15 protein-coding genes are annotated in these 16,698 nt (G+C 50.5%); 14 read left to right on the forward strand and 1 reads right to left on the reverse strand.

All coding sequences use genetic code 11. The features are described from left to right. The first annotated feature begins 7 nt into the window (after window positions 1–7). The 14 genes from steA to VGK02_02335 all read left to right on the forward strand — a co-directional run bounded on the left by steA (window position 8) and on the right by VGK02_02335 (window position 16,184). A complete protein-coding gene (gene steA, locus VGK02_02270) occupies window positions 8–1,306 on the forward strand; it encodes a putative cytokinetic ring protein SteA (protein HEY3373872.1) in 1,299 nt (432 codons plus the stop codon). 9 nt (window positions 1,307–1,315) lie between these two features. Continuing rightward, entirely contained in the window at window positions 1,316–2,206 is an 891-nt protein-coding gene (locus VGK02_02275; protein HEY3373873.1) for a copper transporter, read from the forward strand. An 82-nt stretch (window positions 2,207–2,288) separates the two neighbouring features. Beyond that, window positions 2,289–2,975 (forward strand): glycosyltransferase family 2 protein, encoded by a 687-nt coding sequence (locus VGK02_02280; GenBank protein ID HEY3373874.1) that lies wholly within the window; start codon window positions 2,289–2,291, stop codon window positions 2,973–2,975. 42 nt (window positions 2,976–3,017) lie between these two features. Beyond that, on the forward strand, window positions 3,018–4,124 hold the full coding sequence (locus VGK02_02285; GenBank protein ID HEY3373875.1) for a glycosyltransferase family 4 protein: 1,107 nt from the start codon (window positions 3,018–3,020) through the stop codon (window positions 4,122–4,124). A 267-nt stretch (window positions 4,125–4,391) separates the two neighbouring features. Then, a complete protein-coding gene (locus VGK02_02290; GenBank protein ID HEY3373876.1) occupies window positions 4,392–5,648 on the forward strand; it encodes a glycosyltransferase family 39 protein in 1,257 nt (418 codons plus the stop codon). Between the two features lie 87 nt (window positions 5,649–5,735). Beyond that, entirely contained in the window at window positions 5,736–7,958 is a 2,223-nt protein-coding gene (locus VGK02_02295; protein ID HEY3373877.1) for a hypothetical protein, read from the forward strand. Further along, window positions 7,955–8,833, forward strand: a complete 879-nt coding sequence (locus tag VGK02_02300; GenBank protein ID HEY3373878.1) for a hypothetical protein — start codon at window positions 7,955–7,957, stop codon at window positions 8,831–8,833. Before VGK02_02295 ends, VGK02_02300 begins: the two co-directional genes overlap by 4 nt. A gap of 111 nt (window positions 8,834–8,944) precedes the next feature. Continuing rightward, on the forward strand, window positions 8,945–9,355 hold the full coding sequence (locus VGK02_02305; GenBank protein ID HEY3373879.1) for a methyltransferase domain-containing protein: 411 nt from the start codon (window positions 8,945–8,947) through the stop codon (window positions 9,353–9,355). Window positions 9,356–9,528: 173 nt separating this feature from the next. After that, on the forward strand, window positions 9,529–11,169 hold the full coding sequence (locus VGK02_02310; protein ID HEY3373880.1) for a CTP synthase: 1,641 nt from the start codon (window positions 9,529–9,531) through the stop codon (window positions 11,167–11,169). A gap of 63 nt (window positions 11,170–11,232) precedes the next feature. Further along, entirely contained in the window at window positions 11,233–12,342 is a 1,110-nt protein-coding gene (locus VGK02_02315) for a M20/M25/M40 family metallo-hydrolase (GenBank protein HEY3373881.1), read from the forward strand. A 12-nt stretch (window positions 12,343–12,354) separates the two neighbouring features. After that, a complete protein-coding gene (locus VGK02_02320) occupies window positions 12,355–13,443 on the forward strand; it encodes a DUF3866 family protein (GenBank protein ID HEY3373882.1) in 1,089 nt (362 codons plus the stop codon). Continuing rightward, complete coding sequence (locus tag VGK02_02325) at window positions 13,433–13,981, forward strand: NUDIX hydrolase (protein ID HEY3373883.1); 549 nt, start codon at window positions 13,433–13,435, stop codon at window positions 13,979–13,981. Before VGK02_02320 ends, VGK02_02325 begins: the two co-directional genes overlap by 11 nt. 80 nt (window positions 13,982–14,061) lie before the next feature. After that, entirely contained in the window at window positions 14,062–14,958 is an 897-nt protein-coding gene (gene xerD, locus VGK02_02330) for a site-specific tyrosine recombinase XerD (GenBank protein HEY3373884.1), read from the forward strand. A gap of 50 nt (window positions 14,959–15,008) precedes the next feature. Next, complete coding sequence (locus tag VGK02_02335) at window positions 15,009–16,184, forward strand: phosphopentomutase (GenBank protein HEY3373885.1); 1,176 nt, start codon at window positions 15,009–15,011, stop codon at window positions 16,182–16,184. Here the strand turns inward: VGK02_02335 and VGK02_02340 are convergent. Then, window positions 16,181–16,582 carry a DUF2267 domain-containing protein gene (locus VGK02_02340; GenBank protein ID HEY3373886.1) on the reverse strand — a complete coding sequence of 134 codons (402 nt, stop codon included), beginning with the start codon at window positions 16,580–16,582 and terminating at the stop codon, window positions 16,181–16,183. The genes VGK02_02335 and VGK02_02340 overlap by 4 nt on opposite strands. Between the last annotated feature and the right edge of the window lie 116 nt (window positions 16,583–16,698).

Genomic DNA, 16,698 nt, shown 5'->3' on the forward strand with positions numbered 1-16,698 from the left:
TGGAACAATGACGGGCGAGCGAACAGAGAAAAACACCGATAGCGCTGGGCCTTGGCTCCTCGATGACAGCGTAGATGAGGATATACTTCGGGGCGGGAAGCGCTCGAAGCTGTTACGTAAGGGTCACAAATATCGCCAAGATCGCAAGAATAACAAAGAGGAACGTGTTAAGAAGGCTGGAAGTATGTTTTACGAAGGCAAAGCTAAACTTGACAAGAGAACCAAGAAACTTGTGAAACGCCTTAAACAAGGCGATATCGCAATTATTGATCATGAGGACCTCGATCGCGTAACCGCCGAAGCGCTTGCCGAAACCGGCGTTGAGGTGGTAATAAACGCAAGCTGCTTTACTTCGGGCACATATCCTAACGCGGGTCCGATAATTCTCTGTGACGCCGGTATTCACCTGGTTGATAATGTGGGCGCTGAGATATTCGAAATCGTAAAAGAGGGCGAACAGATCACGGTAAAAGGCGACCAGATATACGAAGGCGACCGCACGGTCGGCAGCGGCACAAAGCTCACCCATGCGTTCTTACAGCAAGAGATGGCCAAAGCCAATGATCGCATAGGCGTGGAAATTGAGAAGTTCGCGGTTAACACGCTCGAATATATACAGAAAGAAAAGGAACTTATTCTCGACGGCTCAAACGTTCCCAGAACGCGCATCAATTTTGAAGGCCGTCACGTTCTCATCGTCGTTCGCGGCTACGATTACAAAGCCGATTTGAAGGCGCTTCGCGGTTATATCCACGAGATGAAGCCTATCCTTATCGGCGTCGACGGGGGCGCCGACGCGCTCGTAGAAGAGGGTTACACGCCGGATATCATTATCGGCGACATGGACAGCGTCGTTGACGAAACGCTTCGCTGCGGCGCAGAGCTTATCGTACACGCATATCCCGGTGGGAAAGCTCCGGGGTTGTCGCGGCTCGAAAAGATGATCTTGCCGTCGCTCGTCTTCGAGTCGGCCGGTACCAGCGAAGATATAGCAATGATTTTAGCCTATGAGAAAGGGGCGGACCTCATCGTCGCCCTGGGTACGCACGCCAATCTTGTAGAATTTCTGGACAAAGGGCGCAAAGGCATGTCGAGTACATTTCTCGTACGTCTTAAGGTCGGCAGCAAACTTGTCGATGCAAAAGGTGTAAACAAACTCTACAGGTCGTCCGTAAAAATCAGCCATCTAATCGTTTTACTTTTAGCCGCGATGAGCGCTATTATAGCGATAGTGATGGCTGCTCCGCCGATACGACAGTCTATCCGTTTGTTTATAGTTCAAATAAAACTCAGTCTGGGACTTTAGGAGAAATCTATGTTTGACATGCGCTATCACATAGCGTCACTGGTTGGAGTGTTTTTAGCACTGGCAATCGGTATTCTGCTCGGCACGGTTATAGTTGACAAAGGCTTGCTTATCGACCAGCAGCAGGCGCTGGTTAAAAAAATCGAACAAAATTTTGACGAGCTTAGAACGGAAAACAGAACGTTAAAGGATGAAGTGAGTACCCAGCGTCAATTTGCCGATCAGATTATTCCTCTCACCGTTAAAGACAGGTTAGCCGGTGACAACGTCGCGGTTATCGTGACCGGTTCGGCGGGAGACGAAGTGGTGTCCGGCATGTTGAGTAGCATTAGGAAAGCCGGGGCTACGGCCAGCAGCATCAAGCTCGTACCGGATTTTAAAATCACAGACCAGATAATAACTCAGATGAAGCCGTATTTCTCTACCGATTTAAACGCAGAAAATGCCCAAGACCTGCTTATTAAGAAAATGGTTGATGAGCTTACGGTTAATACGACAACGGCAACATCTATTACAAGCACAACGACTCTTAAACCGAGAGCGCCGTATTTGCAGCAACTAAAGACAATCGGGTTTATCACCGGCGACCTCGTTGTGGTATCGCCGATGAAGCCGATCACGAAGGCCGTCCTGGTTGGTGGGTCGGACGTGGCGCGCGACCCGATGAAGATCGATCTGCCGATCATTCTGCAGCTTAAAGCTGTAAAGATACGGGTTAGCGGTGTCGAGGCATCGGATTGCGAGAAATCGTACGTGAAGTCCTATCAGACGGCCGGTATTCCTACCGTAGATAATGTCGACCAGCCAATGGGAATTATCTCGACGATCTTTACGCTGGCAGGGACCGATGGCAACTTCGGCTCTAAGAAAACCGCCGGGCAGCTTATGCCGTCGTCTTAAAAGGCCTGATACACGAATAAATAACGAAACGATAAAGGGTCCAGCTTCTGGGTCCTTTATTTTCGAGGTGAAGCAAAACCATATGGAAACCACGAATCATACGAGCGTAATAGCCGTTATAGCAGCATATAACGAGGCCGACAGGATAGACGCGACGGTGCGCGCGGCGCGCGCCATTCCGTCGGTAACCAGGGTTTTGGTTGTCGATGACGGTTCAGCGGATGCCACGAGCCAGGTAGCGCAGCAAGCAGGCGCGGAGGTGCTGCGCTTATCGAAAAATGCCGGTAAAGGAAAGGCTCTACAGAAAGCGGTTGCCGATCTAACCGATGACGTAACCTTATTTCTTGACGGTGACCTTGGCGAATGCGCGGCCGAAGCGCAAAAAATTCTGGACCCCGTAGTGCGCGGTGTCGCCGATATGGCGATTGCAGATTTTCCAAAGCCGCAAACAAAGGGCGGCATCGGCCTGGCGAAAGGACTCGGACGGTGGGCTATTAAGCGGTTTACCGGCGTGGAAATGGCCGAGCCGCTATCCGGGCAGCGCGCGGTTAAGACCGGTTATTTAAAAGGATTAGAGTTTGAATCGGGCTATGGGCTCGAAGTAGGCTTAAGCATCGATATCCTAAAACAGGGTTGTCGTGTTGTTGAAGTGCCGGTCAATATGACGCATCGTGAAACCGGCCGCAATTTTGCAGGTTTTATGCACCGTGGCCGGCAATTTTTAGATATTTTACGTGTAATCTTTAGAAGGACGGTTGCCGATACATAATATGATAATGACGCGCTTAATTCGCAATGTTACGGGGGGGTAATGCTAGTGATCGAACGAGGGGTCCTATACATTGTTGATTCAAGTATGAGTAGCGTAAAACAACATGTCCTCGTCCTCCTGAAGTACCTTAACCGGGCTCGGTACAAACCGTACCTGGTTACCTCAGACGATACGTACATCGCTGAGCATATTAAAGATCTCGACGTCGAGTATATTGTAATTCCCGGCATTTCAACGGCGACTAAACTTAATGTCGGAGGTATTGTCAAACAGATCCAGCAATTCCTCGAAGAACGTAAGGTAAATCTTGTGCACACTCATGGCGACCAGGCGTGCTTTGTTGGTACACACCTTGCGAAAGCGTTGGAAGTAAAACATGTTTCCACCGTTCATACCGCAGAGGATACTTCAAAAAAGAAGGGTTTATTCGGAATTCAGCATGACAAGGTTTTAACCACGCCCGACCGCATAATTGCAATCTCCGAGGACATCAGAAAACAAGTCGAACCGCTTAACGAAGTTAGGCTGATATATAATGGTATCGAGATAGAGCGTTTCGGCGACACACTCGATACCGAGCATCTCTTTAGGGAGCTTGAGGTTACTAAAGATCATAAGATGATCGGCACGGTAACCGAGCTGACGCCCGGAAGCGGTATTGATGTATTTTTAGACGCGGCAGCCAAGCTGCAAAAAGATGATCCCGAAATGCATTTTATCGTCGCAGGCGATGGCGATGAACTCGATAATCTTAAAGAGAAAGCGGCATCTCTCGGTATTGCTAAGAACGCGCACTTCTTAGGTTTCAGGCGAGACGTAGCGCATATTTTGAAAAGCCTGAACGTTGTGGTTATACCGAATATCTCAACGGAATTGCCGCTCGCTCTGCTTGAAGCTCTTGCCAGCATAAAGCCGGTTGTTATCTCGGATACGCCGGGCGTGCGCGAAGTCGTTTCCGAGGATAGTGTTGAGTTTGTGAAGCCGGGGGATGCAGATGCAATCGTAAAGGCCGTTAGCGGCCTGTTATCCGACGCCGACAAGGCAAACGCAAAAGCGAGTGCAGGCCAGAAGCTTATCTCAGGAAGATTTTCAGTTGAGAATATGATCAAGCCGACGCAGTCACTTTATCTTGAGGTTGCTGGATAGGCGCAAAATACCAATCGAAACTAACCGAATAAACCGGTAACTAGTGAAAATGGAATCTAGTTAACCGGCTTTTTTATTGCTATTATTGGTCGAAATAACATAACAAATGGGTAATTTGATTAAGCAATACGGGAAATGGGATAATTATCCTACATCATACGGTTAAAAATCGGTATCATGAGCTATGACAATCGCTCGAGGGAATAAAGAAGTGTCTCTAGCCGAATGATATAGCAAAATTATTGAGAAATGGCGTAACCTTACACTATGGATTGGATCAGAAACCGGCTTAAGGAACTTGATGCAGCGGCAATTATAGTCATTGTCGCATTGATATTCGGTGCATTGCTACGAATTGGCGCCTGGCACCAGGGCGAAGGCAGGAATGTCCTCGGGACGTCGACCGATTCGCTAATGTATGAGAACTTGGCGAAAGACCTGCTTGCCGGTAAGGGCTATATCGGCACCGACCACATGATCGCCCGAACCGGCCAACAAACGGCGTTTTACGGCCCAACGTACCCATTTTATCTGGTTGCCGTGCATTATGTATTCGGTTCTGCGGTTGAGGTTGCACAGGCTTCAAATATGATCCTCGGAATACTCACGGCAATTGCTGTCTTCATGCTTGGCTCGCGAATGTACGGCCGATTGCGGGGTGCGGGGGCTGCTTTCATTGTGGCAGTATCGCCCCAGCTTATTTATTACGGTTTTCGATTAATGTCGGAAACGCTGTACATATTTCTTCAGGCGCTTCTTTTAATTGCGATTGTCGTGATTTTAAAGAAAGACAAACCGTCATTGTGGGCGCTGGCCGGCACCGGCGTGTTGTTCGGTATCACCTACTTATGCCGTCAGGTGGTCTTCGTGCTCCCGGTAATCCTCTTGCCTATCTGGTGGCTTCGCTATAAGGAAAACGGGTACTCGTGGATGGCGAAAACCGTAGGTATGTTTCTGGTGGGAACCATGCTCATTTTGGGGCCGTGGGTCGTCCGAAATTATGTGACATTTCACGAGGTAATGTTCGGTACGACAACCGGGCCGGCGACGCTGTGGTGGGGTTCGCTTGAGGATAAGGGGTACTCGCTCAGCCTATTGCAGATAAAGTTCAGGAATGAGCACCCAAACATGAACGAGGTACAGCTAAGCCATCTTTGTTCCCAAGAAGCCAAGTATAACTTGCTGCATCTGACGAGGGCGGAGATCCTTTATAAGATCGGCAATCGCCCGCGCAAGCTCCTTGGTTTTCCAAGAAATTTTGACGATATAAGCGACCCGCAAGTCTTCATCGGGATAAGCTATCTGACGCTTACCGTTCTCGGGATCGCCGGGCTTTTCATGGGGTCGAGAAGGCGATACGACCGTATACTTGTTGCCTGGTTTGCAGTGGCTCTGTTGGCTGTCCCGCTTCTTACCCACGTGGTTTTCCGCTACATAATGCCGGTAGTGCCGCTTCTTGCGTTAGGCGCGGCCAACTTCGTCTTTATTGTTGTGCAAAAAGCAAGAGTTAGCGCGGGGGCATAGAGCCGGTTTGACTGTAGTGAGAAGCACGTTTATCATGTATCCATGTGCTCAGTTCCCATATCGAGCGTGATGTCTCGGAGGTTATCGATGCAGCGAAAGCTCGCAGTAGTTATTGTCGTAGTATTGCTATCAGTGTTGCTAGCACCTCAAATGATTCTCGCCGCAACTCCGCAACAATCCGATGGAAAAGTAGTTTTCATCCTAATGGATAACATTACCTGGTCGGATATTATAAATGCGAACGACCCAACTATAAATGGGCTTATAAAAAACGGCGCAATCGGCCTGTTAAATAACCGCGCGTTTAAAGCGTCATCGCGCCCGCGAAACGCATTAAGCGTCGGTGCGGGCATACGTGCGGACGGTGCATCGACCAGTTTCGAGGAGTTTAATGCAACCGAGGCGTACGGAGATGAGCAGGCGAAAGACGCCTATCGCTTGCGCACGGGCAAAACTGCGAAAGCCGGGCAAGTGCTTGAAGTCGGCATAGCATCGATTGTGCGGGATAACGATAACGGACTGCAAGATTTTTTTGCCGGTCAACTTGGAGATGCGATTAAAACTTCCGGCAAAAAGACAGCAGTTATCGGTAATGCGGACACCTCACTACAATATGAGCCGGGCAGCTATAATCGTGAAGCAGTAACGATCGCAATGGATAGTAACGGCATTGTTGATTACGGCGATGTCGGAAAAGATATCCTAAAGAAAGATAAGAAATACCCGTTCGGGTTGAGAACCGATCAGAAAAAGCTCTTAACGCTTTTTGGTGCGGCGCTTAAGGAAGCTGATTTCGTGGTAGTCGATTTGGGCGATACTGTTCGCGCCGATTGGTATAGTAACTACGCGTTCGATAAGCAGGCAGGGTTGCAGCGCATGCGCGCGATATACACGGGCGGTAGGTTTATCAAACAAGCCATGGAAGCGGCAGGGGAGAATACGACGTTTATTATCGCCGCTCTCTCGCCGCCGGGCTCCTCAAAGCTGCCCTTAAAAAGCTCGCTCGAGCAAATGACGCCGATCATCGTACACGGTCCCGGTTTTGGCGCAGGCAGCCTTACAAGCGATACGACGAAGCGTACCAGCCTTGTGACGACGCTTGATATCGCCCCCACGGTGCTTACTGTACTCGGCCTGCAAAAGACCGAAAAGATGGCGGGTGCCGTTATGAGGGCCGGGTCGGAATCCGTAACGCCGCAGAGCCTTGACGATTTCAATAAAAGTTCGGTCGGGGTAAAAGATACCCGTCGCACGGCGATTCTCGCATATATTTATATCCAGGTTATATTGTATGTTCTTGCAGCGCTCGTGCTCGCATATAGAAAAATCCTCAACAAGCTTTCGGCGACGGTGCTTGAGGTGCTTATATTTACGACTATGAGCTTCCCGTTGTTCTCGTTTTACACGACGAAAATCGAGCACCTTGCAAGCCAGGGGCCGCTGGTTACATTGCTAACGGTGGTTGTGTCGGCGGCGTTTGCAACGCTGCTGGTTCTGTTTAGGAGAAATAAACTGCAGCCTATCATCGGCGTAGCGGCGCTTACGCTCATTGTGCTCACAATCGATGTGTGCCTGGGCTCACCGTCGTTTATCAACAGTATTTTCGGCTACGATACGATTCGCGGCAATCGCTTCTTCGGTATCGGAAACGAAGCGTACCCGATACTCATCGCAAACGCGGTGCTGCTCTTCGGCGTGATGCTTGAGAAAGAATGGACTAAATGGATGGTAGGAATTATTGCGGTGATATCGCTTGCGCTCACATATATCATCGGGTTCCCGACGGTCGGTGCTAACGCAGGAGGCATTATCGCTGCGGTTGCTGCCTTCTCGGTGATTATTTATCACGCATTAAAGTCTCAAGCAAAGGCGAGAAGCATTGTCATTGCGGCGGCCGCAGTCGTTATAACGTTAGGCGGCTTTCTTGCCTACGACGTGCTTAACGGCGGTATCACGCACATGGGCAAGTTCGTACTATCGGTAATGGACGGTGGCCCAGCCGCGTTCTTTATCGTGGTGAACCGAAAGCTCTCGACAAACTTAATGATTTTGCGGTACAGCACGTGGTCGTACTTCTTGCTGATTACAATTTGCGTTATTACGTTTCTATGGTTCAAACCGGTCGGCGTCTTGCGGCGTTTGCTCGCCGACCACAAGGGCATATCAGCCGCTATAACCGCGTCACTTATAGGCGGCATTATCGGCTTTGCGTTTGAAGACTCGGGGATTCTCATACCGGCGATAATGATGTCATATATGATTCCAACTGTTATCTATCTTATGTTATGGGAGCAGTATCATTCCAAATGATGACCGTATTATTCTACCTCTGGGTAATTTTGCATGCGGTAACGGCCGCAATCATAAGTATTGTTCTGCTTAAGCCGCTCAAAGAAATGCTACGGGGGGCGGGTGCTGTAAAGACGAATTTTCGCGGTGTTGAAGTGGTGAATATGCTCGGGCTTCTTATTATCGTGTCCTGGCTGTTCCTGATGGTGATCGCTGTATTCGCGTCACTACTGGCATCGCAATTCGGCATTGTCGTGCCGGATGGGTTTATTATAGGTCCTGAGTTTGCAGTGATGACTTCGCTTCTTATTATCGGTGCCGGCTTTTTTGGGCTTATCGATGATGCGTTTGGCAACCGCGAATCGTCCGGCTTTAAAGGGCATATCGGTGCGCTTGTTAAAGGCAAACTGACGACGGGCGGCTTGAAGGCTATCGGAATACCGGCGACGGCGGTTGTGGTTTCGTCGCTTCTGTCGGGCGGCATTGTAAACATACTCGGCAACGCTATTCTCATTTCGCTCTTTGTTAACGCTCTCAACTTGCTTGATCTGCGCCCCGGTCGTGCGCTCAAGGCATATATTCCGCTGCAGCTGCTTATCCTGTTCGTGGGGGGAAGTTCTCTTGGGACCATATCGGCGGCGATGATCGGAGTTGCCCTGGTTCTTATAGCGGCCGATCTTAGAGAAGAGATTATGCTCGGCGATACCGGCTCGAATATTTTAGGCGCTATGATCGGCTTTTGTGCTGCCGCCGCATTCGATTGGAATGTTAAACTGCCGCTGATCGTCGTGCTCGTTCTGCTGCAGCTGCTTACTGAAAAATACTCTATTAGCGCAATTGTTGAGCGTGTGGGGTTTCTGCGGGCGCTCGATAACATAGGCCGGCGGGTTGAATAGCGTTTAGTAATGCATGCTGATGGTCGAATAGCCTTCGGTTGGCGAAACGGCATCGCTTTTCAGCTCGATCCGTGTTAAAATTCAAAAGTTGTATAAAAACGTGGCGGGTTTATGGATTGGGACGAAGCATATAAGAGCGAAAATCTTATATGGGGCGATGATCGTAGCGAGCTTGCTAAGATAGCGGCTTCGCGATTTAAGCGACACGCTGGAACCGCTAGAATAACCGCATATCAAAATCTTTTGGACATCGGCTGTGGTTACGGCCGAGATTCGTTTTATCTGGCAGATGAACTTGGGTATGAAGTAGTAGGGATTGATACCTCTGAAACAGTTATTGCAATAGCTGAAGAAGCAGCCAGCGCCACATCCGGTACCGCACGAGCAGTATTTCGGTGCCAGGATTTCAAGGATCTGCACAACTCTGGTTTTGATGTTACGTTCGCATCGAATATCTGCCATTTGCTAAAGCCTGAAGATAGAACAGCTTTAGAAGTATTTGCACTTTTTTACCAAAGATGAGCTTGCGAGCGATTTTGAATTCTTATCACGGCATGATCTTTTTGAGCATGAATTCGATGAGCCGCATGCTAACGGCAAAGTAAACTGTTTTGCTGTCATAAATGTTTATGACAGCAATAGCTTAATATAGTAGACTTTTGAAGGAAGTAAAGGGACATAAAGGGGAGAGATGATTGGCTAAACACATATTTGTTACCGGCGGCGTTGTGTCGTCGCTGGGGAAAGGAATAACGGCGGCCACACTCGGCCGGTTATTGAAGGCCAGGGGTTTCAAGGTCACGATTCAGAAGCTCGATCCGTACCTTAACGTTGACCCGGGCACGATGAGCCCATTTCAACATGGAGAGGTCTTCGTTACCGACGATGGCACCGAGACCGATTTAGACCTCGGCCATTATGAGCGCTTTATCGACGAGAATCTAGGACGCGACAGTAACGTAACCGCGGGCCAAATTTACTGGTCGATCATTACGAAAGAGCGCCGGGGTGAGTTCCTTGGCGGTACCGTGCAGGTCATTCCGCACGTTACTAACGAGATAATACAACGAATATTGAATTTAGCAACCGATGACGAGAAGCACATCGTCATTACCGAAGTCGGCGGCACGGTCGGCGATATCGAGAGCCTCCCCTTCCTCGAAGCAATTCGGCAATTCAAGAAAGACGTCGGCAAAGAGAATGTCCTTTATATACACGTCACATTGATTCCATATTTACCAAGCTCGTCAGAGCTTAAGACCAAGCCCACGCAGCATAGCGTTAAAGAGCTTCGAAGCATCGGCATTCAGCCGGATATTATCGTAGCGCGAACAGACCGCCCGATTGATGTCTCGGTAAAGCGCAAGATAGGCCTGTTCTGCGATATCGAACCATCGAGCGTTATCACGGCGCTGGACGCCGCTAATCTATACATCATTCCATTGAACATGCACGAGGAAGGGCTTGATGATATCGTTGTCGAGCATTTAAACCTGAAGAACGGTCAAACCGATTTGACCGAGTGGCACGGTTTGGTCGATCGCATCAGGCGGGTCGAGAACAAGATCAAGATCGGCCTTGTCGGAAAATACGTGCAGCTGCCCGACGCATACTTAAGCGTTGTCGAGGCGCTGAAACACGGCGGTTACTATAACAATAGCGATGTTGAGATAGTGTGGGTTGACGCGGAGACAGTGAGCCAGGAAGAGGTCGAACGCCAGCTCGCAGGGGTAGATGGCATTCTGGTGCCCGGCGGATTTGGCATACGGGGCATCGAAGGCAAGATACACGCGATAAAAGTCGCCCGAGAGAATAATATCCCGTTCTTTGGCGTATGCTTAGGTCTTCAATGCGCGGTGGTAGAGTTCGCTCGCAATGTGGTCGGTCTCGCGAACGCCAACAGTTCCGAATTCGATCCCGAAACCCCATATCCGGTCATCGATTTACTGCCCGAGCAAAAAGACGTCGAGGATATGGGCGGCACAATGCGGCTTGGAGCATACCCGTGTAAGCTGCAAGACGGCACGTTTGCAAAAGAGGCGTATGGATGCAAAGAGATCGAAGAGCGGCACCGCCATCGTTACGAAGTCAATAACGACTATGTCGATCAGCTGGTTAAAGCGGGCTTGACGATAAGCGGACGCTCGCCGAACGGGCATCTCGTTGAGATAGTTGAAATAAAGGACCACTCGTGGTTCGTCGGCACACAGTTCCATCCCGAATTCAAATCGCGCCCGACGAGGCCGCACCCACTGTTCAGGGATTTTATACATGCCGCGCTGGAGTATAACCTGGCGCGCGAACGTGTCGGTACCTTACATAAATTATTTGAATAAAGAAATCTAGTGGAACCTGACGGTTCCACTTTTACTTTCAAAGACGGCTGGAGGTCTATAGAAATGGTTGATGAGGGTCGCGTAGTGCGGTTGTTCGAGAATCTGGTGAAGATCTACAGCCCCAGCTACCAAGAGCGACAAGTAGCCGATTACATTAAAGGATATGCCGAATCACTCGGCTACATAGTATTCGAGGATAACGCCGGCGAGCGCAGAGGCGGTGACGCCGGTAACCTAATAGTTACAGTGCCGGCAACCGCGGAAGGACCGTGCGTGATGTTTTCAGCGCACATGGACACCGTCGAGCCGTCCAACGGTATTGAACCGGTTGTAGAAGACGGCATTATCGGCAGCCGCGGTGATACCATTCTGGGCGCAGACGACAAGGCCGGGTGCGCCGCAATGCTTGAAGTTCTCACGCTCATGTCGGAGAAAGCGTTTCCGCACGGGCCGGTTCATCTCGTTTTCACCATTGCCGAAGAAATCGGTCTACAAGGGGCAAAAGAGCTCGACATTAGTGATAAATACATCAATTACACATACGTTCTCGATTCGAACGGCTCGGTCGGGACGATAGTTCTCAGTGCGCCGTATCAAGAATCGTTCGAGGTTGAGTTTATCGGTAAATCCGCTCACGCCGGCGTCGACCCCGAGAACGGCATCAATGCAATTGCCGCCGCCGCAAAAGCCATAAGTTGCTTGAAGCTCGGGCGTATTGATGATGAAACGACGGCAAACGTCGGCACTATCGAAGGCGGCAGGGCGGGCAATATCGTACCGGAGCGCTGTCGCATGTTTGCCGAATGCCGCAGCAACGATCTTAAGAAATTCGAGACACAGATACATTCAATGGTGCAGTGCTTTGCACAAGGCGCTGAGGAAGTGGGCGCCGACGTAAAAATCAGGCGTATCCGGCCGTATGACGGGTATTATGCAGCACCGGAAGCGCCGATCATTAAGCGCTCGGTCGCAGCGGTTGAGAGGCTAGGGCTCACACCGAACCTCATAAAGAGCGGTGGCGGAAGTGATGCCAACGTGTTTAGCAAGAAGGGTCTTAACGCCGTTAATTTAGGCGTCGGTTTTATGAACGTGCACAGCAACCAGGAGCACGTTGCAGTGAGTGAGCTTGTAAACTTATCAAGGCTTCTTATTGAATTGGCGCGACCTGAATAATGCGGGGTTTACATGATAACGTTTAGAACGGGAACGGTTACCGAAATTATACGAACGCGGCCCGGTTATGCCGAGGTTGTCGTTGATATTGAGGGCTTAAAAGCAAAAGCAATTTGCTACACATCACTTTTAGGCGACATAAATTCGGGCGACGAGGTGGTTGTTAACACGACTGCGGTTGATTTAGACCTCGGCACCGGCGGATATCACTTCGTCGTATGGAATCTTGCCAAAGAGTCTCTCGTTAGTGGCACCGGCGGGCACATAATGAAACTGCGCTACACGCCTATGCAGCTTAAGTGCCGCGCCGCCGAAGAAGAATCAAGCCCCTACTATAATGCTCTTAAGCAGGTTGTAAGCATCGACGAGATGCCCGTCATTATCGGCACTCTTCACAGCCAGTTACCTGCGGCAGCCGCGGTACTAAAAGAGCTGCGGCCGGAGCTTAAGGTTGCATATATCATGACTGACGGGGCTGCGCTGCCGCTTGCGTTAAGCAACATTGTAGCCGAGCTTAAGCAAAGCAGACTCATAGATATGACAATAACCGCCGGCCATGCGTTCGGCGGCGATATCGAGGCTATAAACATCTATAGCGCGCTGGCGGCGGCACGGCATGCCGCACGGGCTGATGTGGCGATAGTGGCTATGGGGCCCGGTATCGTCGGCAGTAATACCAGGCTTGGTTTTACCGGCATCGAACAGGGGCAGATAATCAATGCGGTCAACAGCCTTAAGGGCAGAGCGGTCGCGATACCAAGAATAAGCTTTCAAGACATGCGTGAGCGGCACTATGGGATCAGCCACCATACAATAACCGCGCTCACGCTTGCCGCGATGTCGCCATCGGCGGTCACCATCCCTACGATGACAGGCGAAAGAGAAGTAACCATACAACGACAATTAAGCGAATCGGGTCTCGAGCCTCTGCACCGGGTTGAGCGTATCGATGCGGGGCTCACGCTTGATATACTTAAAAAGCGCGGCTTAGCTCCTACGACCATGGGCCGGACAGTTGAAGATGAACCGGAATTCTTTATGGCTGCAGGTGCGGCGGCAATATATGCGGCCGGTATAGCGGAGGATGATAATGGGAGATAGTTTCAGTGTCCTTCAATCAAAACTGATCTACGAAGGCTATATTATCAGCCTTTACGTTGATACGGTACAAACGCCTACCGGGCAAGAATACGAACGCGAAGTGGTACGCCACCTGGATGCCGTCGGGGTTGTCGCGCTCACCGACCAGCAAGAGGTTGTCCTGGTACGCCAGTACCGCCATCCGATTGAAGATATGCTGCTGGAGATACCGGCCGGTTTGCTAAAAGAGCTTGAGAACCCGGTGGAGTGCGCCATACGGGAGCTAAAAGAAGAGACAGGCTATACGGCAAAGCGCATTGAAAAACTAGCGGAGTTTTATACTTCCGCCGGTTTTACAAATGAGAAGTTTTATCTCTACTTTAGCGATGATATAGAAGTGGGCGAGCACGAGCGTGAGCCCGGCGAGGAAGGCATGGAGCTCGAAGTTATCCCGCTTAAAGATGCCTTGTCGATGGTCGCACAGGGGGAAATAAGTGACGCCAAAACGTTGACCGCGATTCTAATGGCGGCGCAACGGGTCGGCAGTATTGCGCAGTAAGTAGCAAGTCGCCTGGATCACCCGATACGGTATGCACTAATTTTTACGGATAAATAAACAGAACAATACGTGGAAGTTCTATGGATATACTCGTATCCGAATTTTTAGATTACATAGCAATAGAAAAGGGGCTTTCGGATAACACGAAAGCGGCATACAGCCATGACCTCAACGGTTATGTCGATTACCTTGTTACCAAAGTCGGCGTTTCATCACCGAAATTCGTTACCTACGAGCATGTGCTCACATACCTTACCGCTCTTCGTACGGAATACAGCGGTGCTACGGTAGCCCGCAAGCTTGCGTCGGTAAAATCATTCCACAAATACCTGGTACGAGAGGGTATAACCGACAAGCTGCCGACCGCCGATATTAAAACGCCGAAGACTACGAGAAAACTCCCGGAAGTGCTCTCGGTTGAGCAAATAGGAACATTACTGGAGCAACCCCAGGGGATGGGCGAGGGCGCGATTCGCGACCGGGCGATCCTCGAGCTGCTGTATAGCTGCGGTTTGCGTGTATCGGAATTAACCGCTCTTGATATCGAGGACGTGAGCCTGCGCCATGGCTTTGTCCGGTGCTTCGGGAAGGGGTCGAAAGAGCGGATAATTCCGCTTGGCAGCTACGTGTCTGAAGCGCTCACTGAGTATATCAATAAGTCGCGGTCAAAGCTTTCAGGGCCTTTTAGGCCTGCGGCATTGCTTCTGAATATGCAGGGTAATCGATTGAGCAGGGTCGGCTGCTGGAAGATCGTCAAGAAGTACGCAAAAATGGCGCAAATCGAGGAGATTTACCCGCACATTCTCCGGCATTCATTTGCGACGCACATGCTTGCAAACGGGGCTGACCTGCGGGCCGTTCAGGAACTGCTCGGGCATGCCGATATATCAACCACACAGATTTACACGCATGTGACAAAAGATAAGCTACGGGCCGTATACGAGACGACGCACCCGAAAGCGCGTAAGAATATGTAAACAAGCACCTGAAGTCAGGCGTGTTGAGGTTGAAAAGGTAAGGGAAAATTATGCCGGACATACGACGGGCGATAATTATTGTTTTAGATAGCGTGGGCGTTGGAGAACTGCCTGATGCCGCTTGTTATGGTGATGAGGGCAGCAATACGCTTGGCAATACGGCGCGCGCGGTTGGCGGGCTTAGCCTTCCGAATCTCGGTCGTATGGGGTTAGGTAATATAATCGGCGTTGAAGGCGTGCCGCCCACGACAAACCCGGATGCATATTTCGGCAAAATGGCCGAGCTGTCGGTGGGCAAAGACACAACCACCGGTCACTGGGAGATGATGGGCATAGTGCTCGAGCGTGCGTTTCCAACATATCCGCACGGTTTCCCGCCGGACGTTCTTGAACCGTTCGAGAAAACGATAGGGCGGGGCACCCTCGGAAATAAACCGGCATCCGGTACCGCGATTATCGAGGAGCTGGGTCCCGAGCATATGAAGACGGGAAAACCGATTGTCTACACCTCAGCCGATAGCGTCTTTCAAATTGCTGCGCATGAAGAGGTCATTCCGGTCGAAGAACTGTATCGCATGTGCCAAATTGCCCGGGATATCCTACAGGGTCCGCACGCGGTCGGTCGTGTTATCGCCAGGCCGTTTATCGGCGAGCCGGGCGGTTTTAAACGAACGCATCGCAGAAGAGATTTCTCGTTGAAACCGCCTTCGAAAACGGTGCTCGATTACGCGCAAGAGGCAGGGTATTCCGTTTACGGTGTCGGCAAGATCAGCGAGATATTCGCCGGTCAAGGAATTAATGCAGCCGTTCACACCGAGAACAACATGCACGGCGTTGATGAAACGCTGATTGCTATGGATAAACAAGAACAGGGCATTATCTTTACCAACCTGGTCGATTTTGATTCGCTGTGGGGCCACCGCAACGATGCGGAAGGGTACGCGCACGGGCTTGAAGCGGCTGATACCCGGTTACCCGAGATATTGGCTCAGCTCTCGGATGGTGACATCCTTATAATTACCGCCGATCACGGTTGTGACCCGACGACGCCGAGCACCGATCATTCAAGGGAATACGCGCCGCTGCTTGTGTACGGGCGCATGCTGAAAAACCCCCGAAGCCTCGACACCAGGCGAACATTTGCCGACATCGGTAAAACTGTCGCCGACCTGCTCGGTTTCGATGCGCCCGTTTATGGAAGCAGCTTTAAGGGCGAGCTTGTTTAGGCGGCATTCCAGAGCTGCTGTATATCTTCCGGTAGATCGTGCGATATGTGCTCGACCTCTTTTGACGGGATCGCTCGTTTCAGCGTGGAAAACACTACGTCGGCAAGACGCTGGGCTTCAGCGCTTGTCTTCACATCAGCAGCTTCGCGGACCTGCTCAATAAAGTCTTCTCTATCCAAATACCGGAGGCCTTGCAACCAAGACATAACCCGCTGCATCCAGCCGCCTTCCCAAAAACGGTCGATATCTTCGGGAAGCGTATCGTAAACATCACGGATTTCATTTTTACTTAATTGGGAACGAAGCGTGTGAAGTATAGCGACAGTAATACGCTGTGCGTCTTCCTTGCTCAGCGACGCCTGTTCCATGATAGTATCTATAAATTCATCTCGCGTCATGATGGATAAAAGCTCCTTCCCATTAGTAAGAATGTTTTACCCTTATTCTGAAAACAGAAACTATGAAGGTGCATAAATATGCGCCTCTCAGGAGGGCAAATTAGACCGTCTTAAAA

This window comes from Candidatus Aquicultor sp. (genome assembly GCA_036504445.1).
GTDB lineage: Bacteria > Actinomycetota > Aquicultoria > Aquicultorales > Aquicultoraceae > DASXVE01.

What these genes read in the sequence shown, in the direction of transcription:
- VGK02_02290 (HEY3373876.1), top strand. Translation starts at nt 4,392, where the DNA reads ATGGATTGGATCAGAAACCGGCTTAAGGAACTTGATGCAGCGGCAATT.
- VGK02_02325 (HEY3373883.1), top strand. Translation starts at nt 13,433, where the DNA reads ATGGGAGATAGTTTCAGTGTCCTTCAATCAAAACTGATCTACGAAGGC.
- steA (HEY3373872.1), top strand. Translation starts at nt 8, where the DNA reads ATGACGGGCGAGCGAACAGAGAAAAACACCGATAGCGCTGGGCCTTGG.
- VGK02_02280 (HEY3373874.1), top strand. Translation starts at nt 2,289, where the DNA reads ATGGAAACCACGAATCATACGAGCGTAATAGCCGTTATAGCAGCATAT.
- VGK02_02285 (HEY3373875.1), top strand. Translation starts at nt 3,018, where the DNA reads ATGCTAGTGATCGAACGAGGGGTCCTATACATTGTTGATTCAAGTATG.
- VGK02_02305 (HEY3373879.1), top strand. Translation starts at nt 8,945, where the DNA reads ATGGATTGGGACGAAGCATATAAGAGCGAAAATCTTATATGGGGCGAT.
- VGK02_02295 (HEY3373877.1), top strand. Translation starts at nt 5,736, where the DNA reads ATGCAGCGAAAGCTCGCAGTAGTTATTGTCGTAGTATTGCTATCAGTG.
- xerD (HEY3373884.1), top strand. Translation starts at nt 14,062, where the DNA reads ATGGATATACTCGTATCCGAATTTTTAGATTACATAGCAATAGAAAAG.
- VGK02_02315 (HEY3373881.1), top strand. Translation starts at nt 11,233, where the DNA reads ATGGTTGATGAGGGTCGCGTAGTGCGGTTGTTCGAGAATCTGGTGAAG.
- VGK02_02300 (HEY3373878.1), top strand. Translation starts at nt 7,955, where the DNA reads ATGATGACCGTATTATTCTACCTCTGGGTAATTTTGCATGCGGTAACG.
- VGK02_02275 (HEY3373873.1), top strand. Translation starts at nt 1,316, where the DNA reads ATGTTTGACATGCGCTATCACATAGCGTCACTGGTTGGAGTGTTTTTA.
- VGK02_02340 (HEY3373886.1), bottom strand. Translation starts at nt 16,582, where the DNA reads ATGACGCGAGATGAATTTATAGATACTATCATGGAACAGGCGTCGCTG.
- VGK02_02335 (HEY3373885.1), top strand. Translation starts at nt 15,009, where the DNA reads ATGCCGGACATACGACGGGCGATAATTATTGTTTTAGATAGCGTGGGC.
- VGK02_02320 (HEY3373882.1), top strand. Translation starts at nt 12,355, where the DNA reads ATGATAACGTTTAGAACGGGAACGGTTACCGAAATTATACGAACGCGG.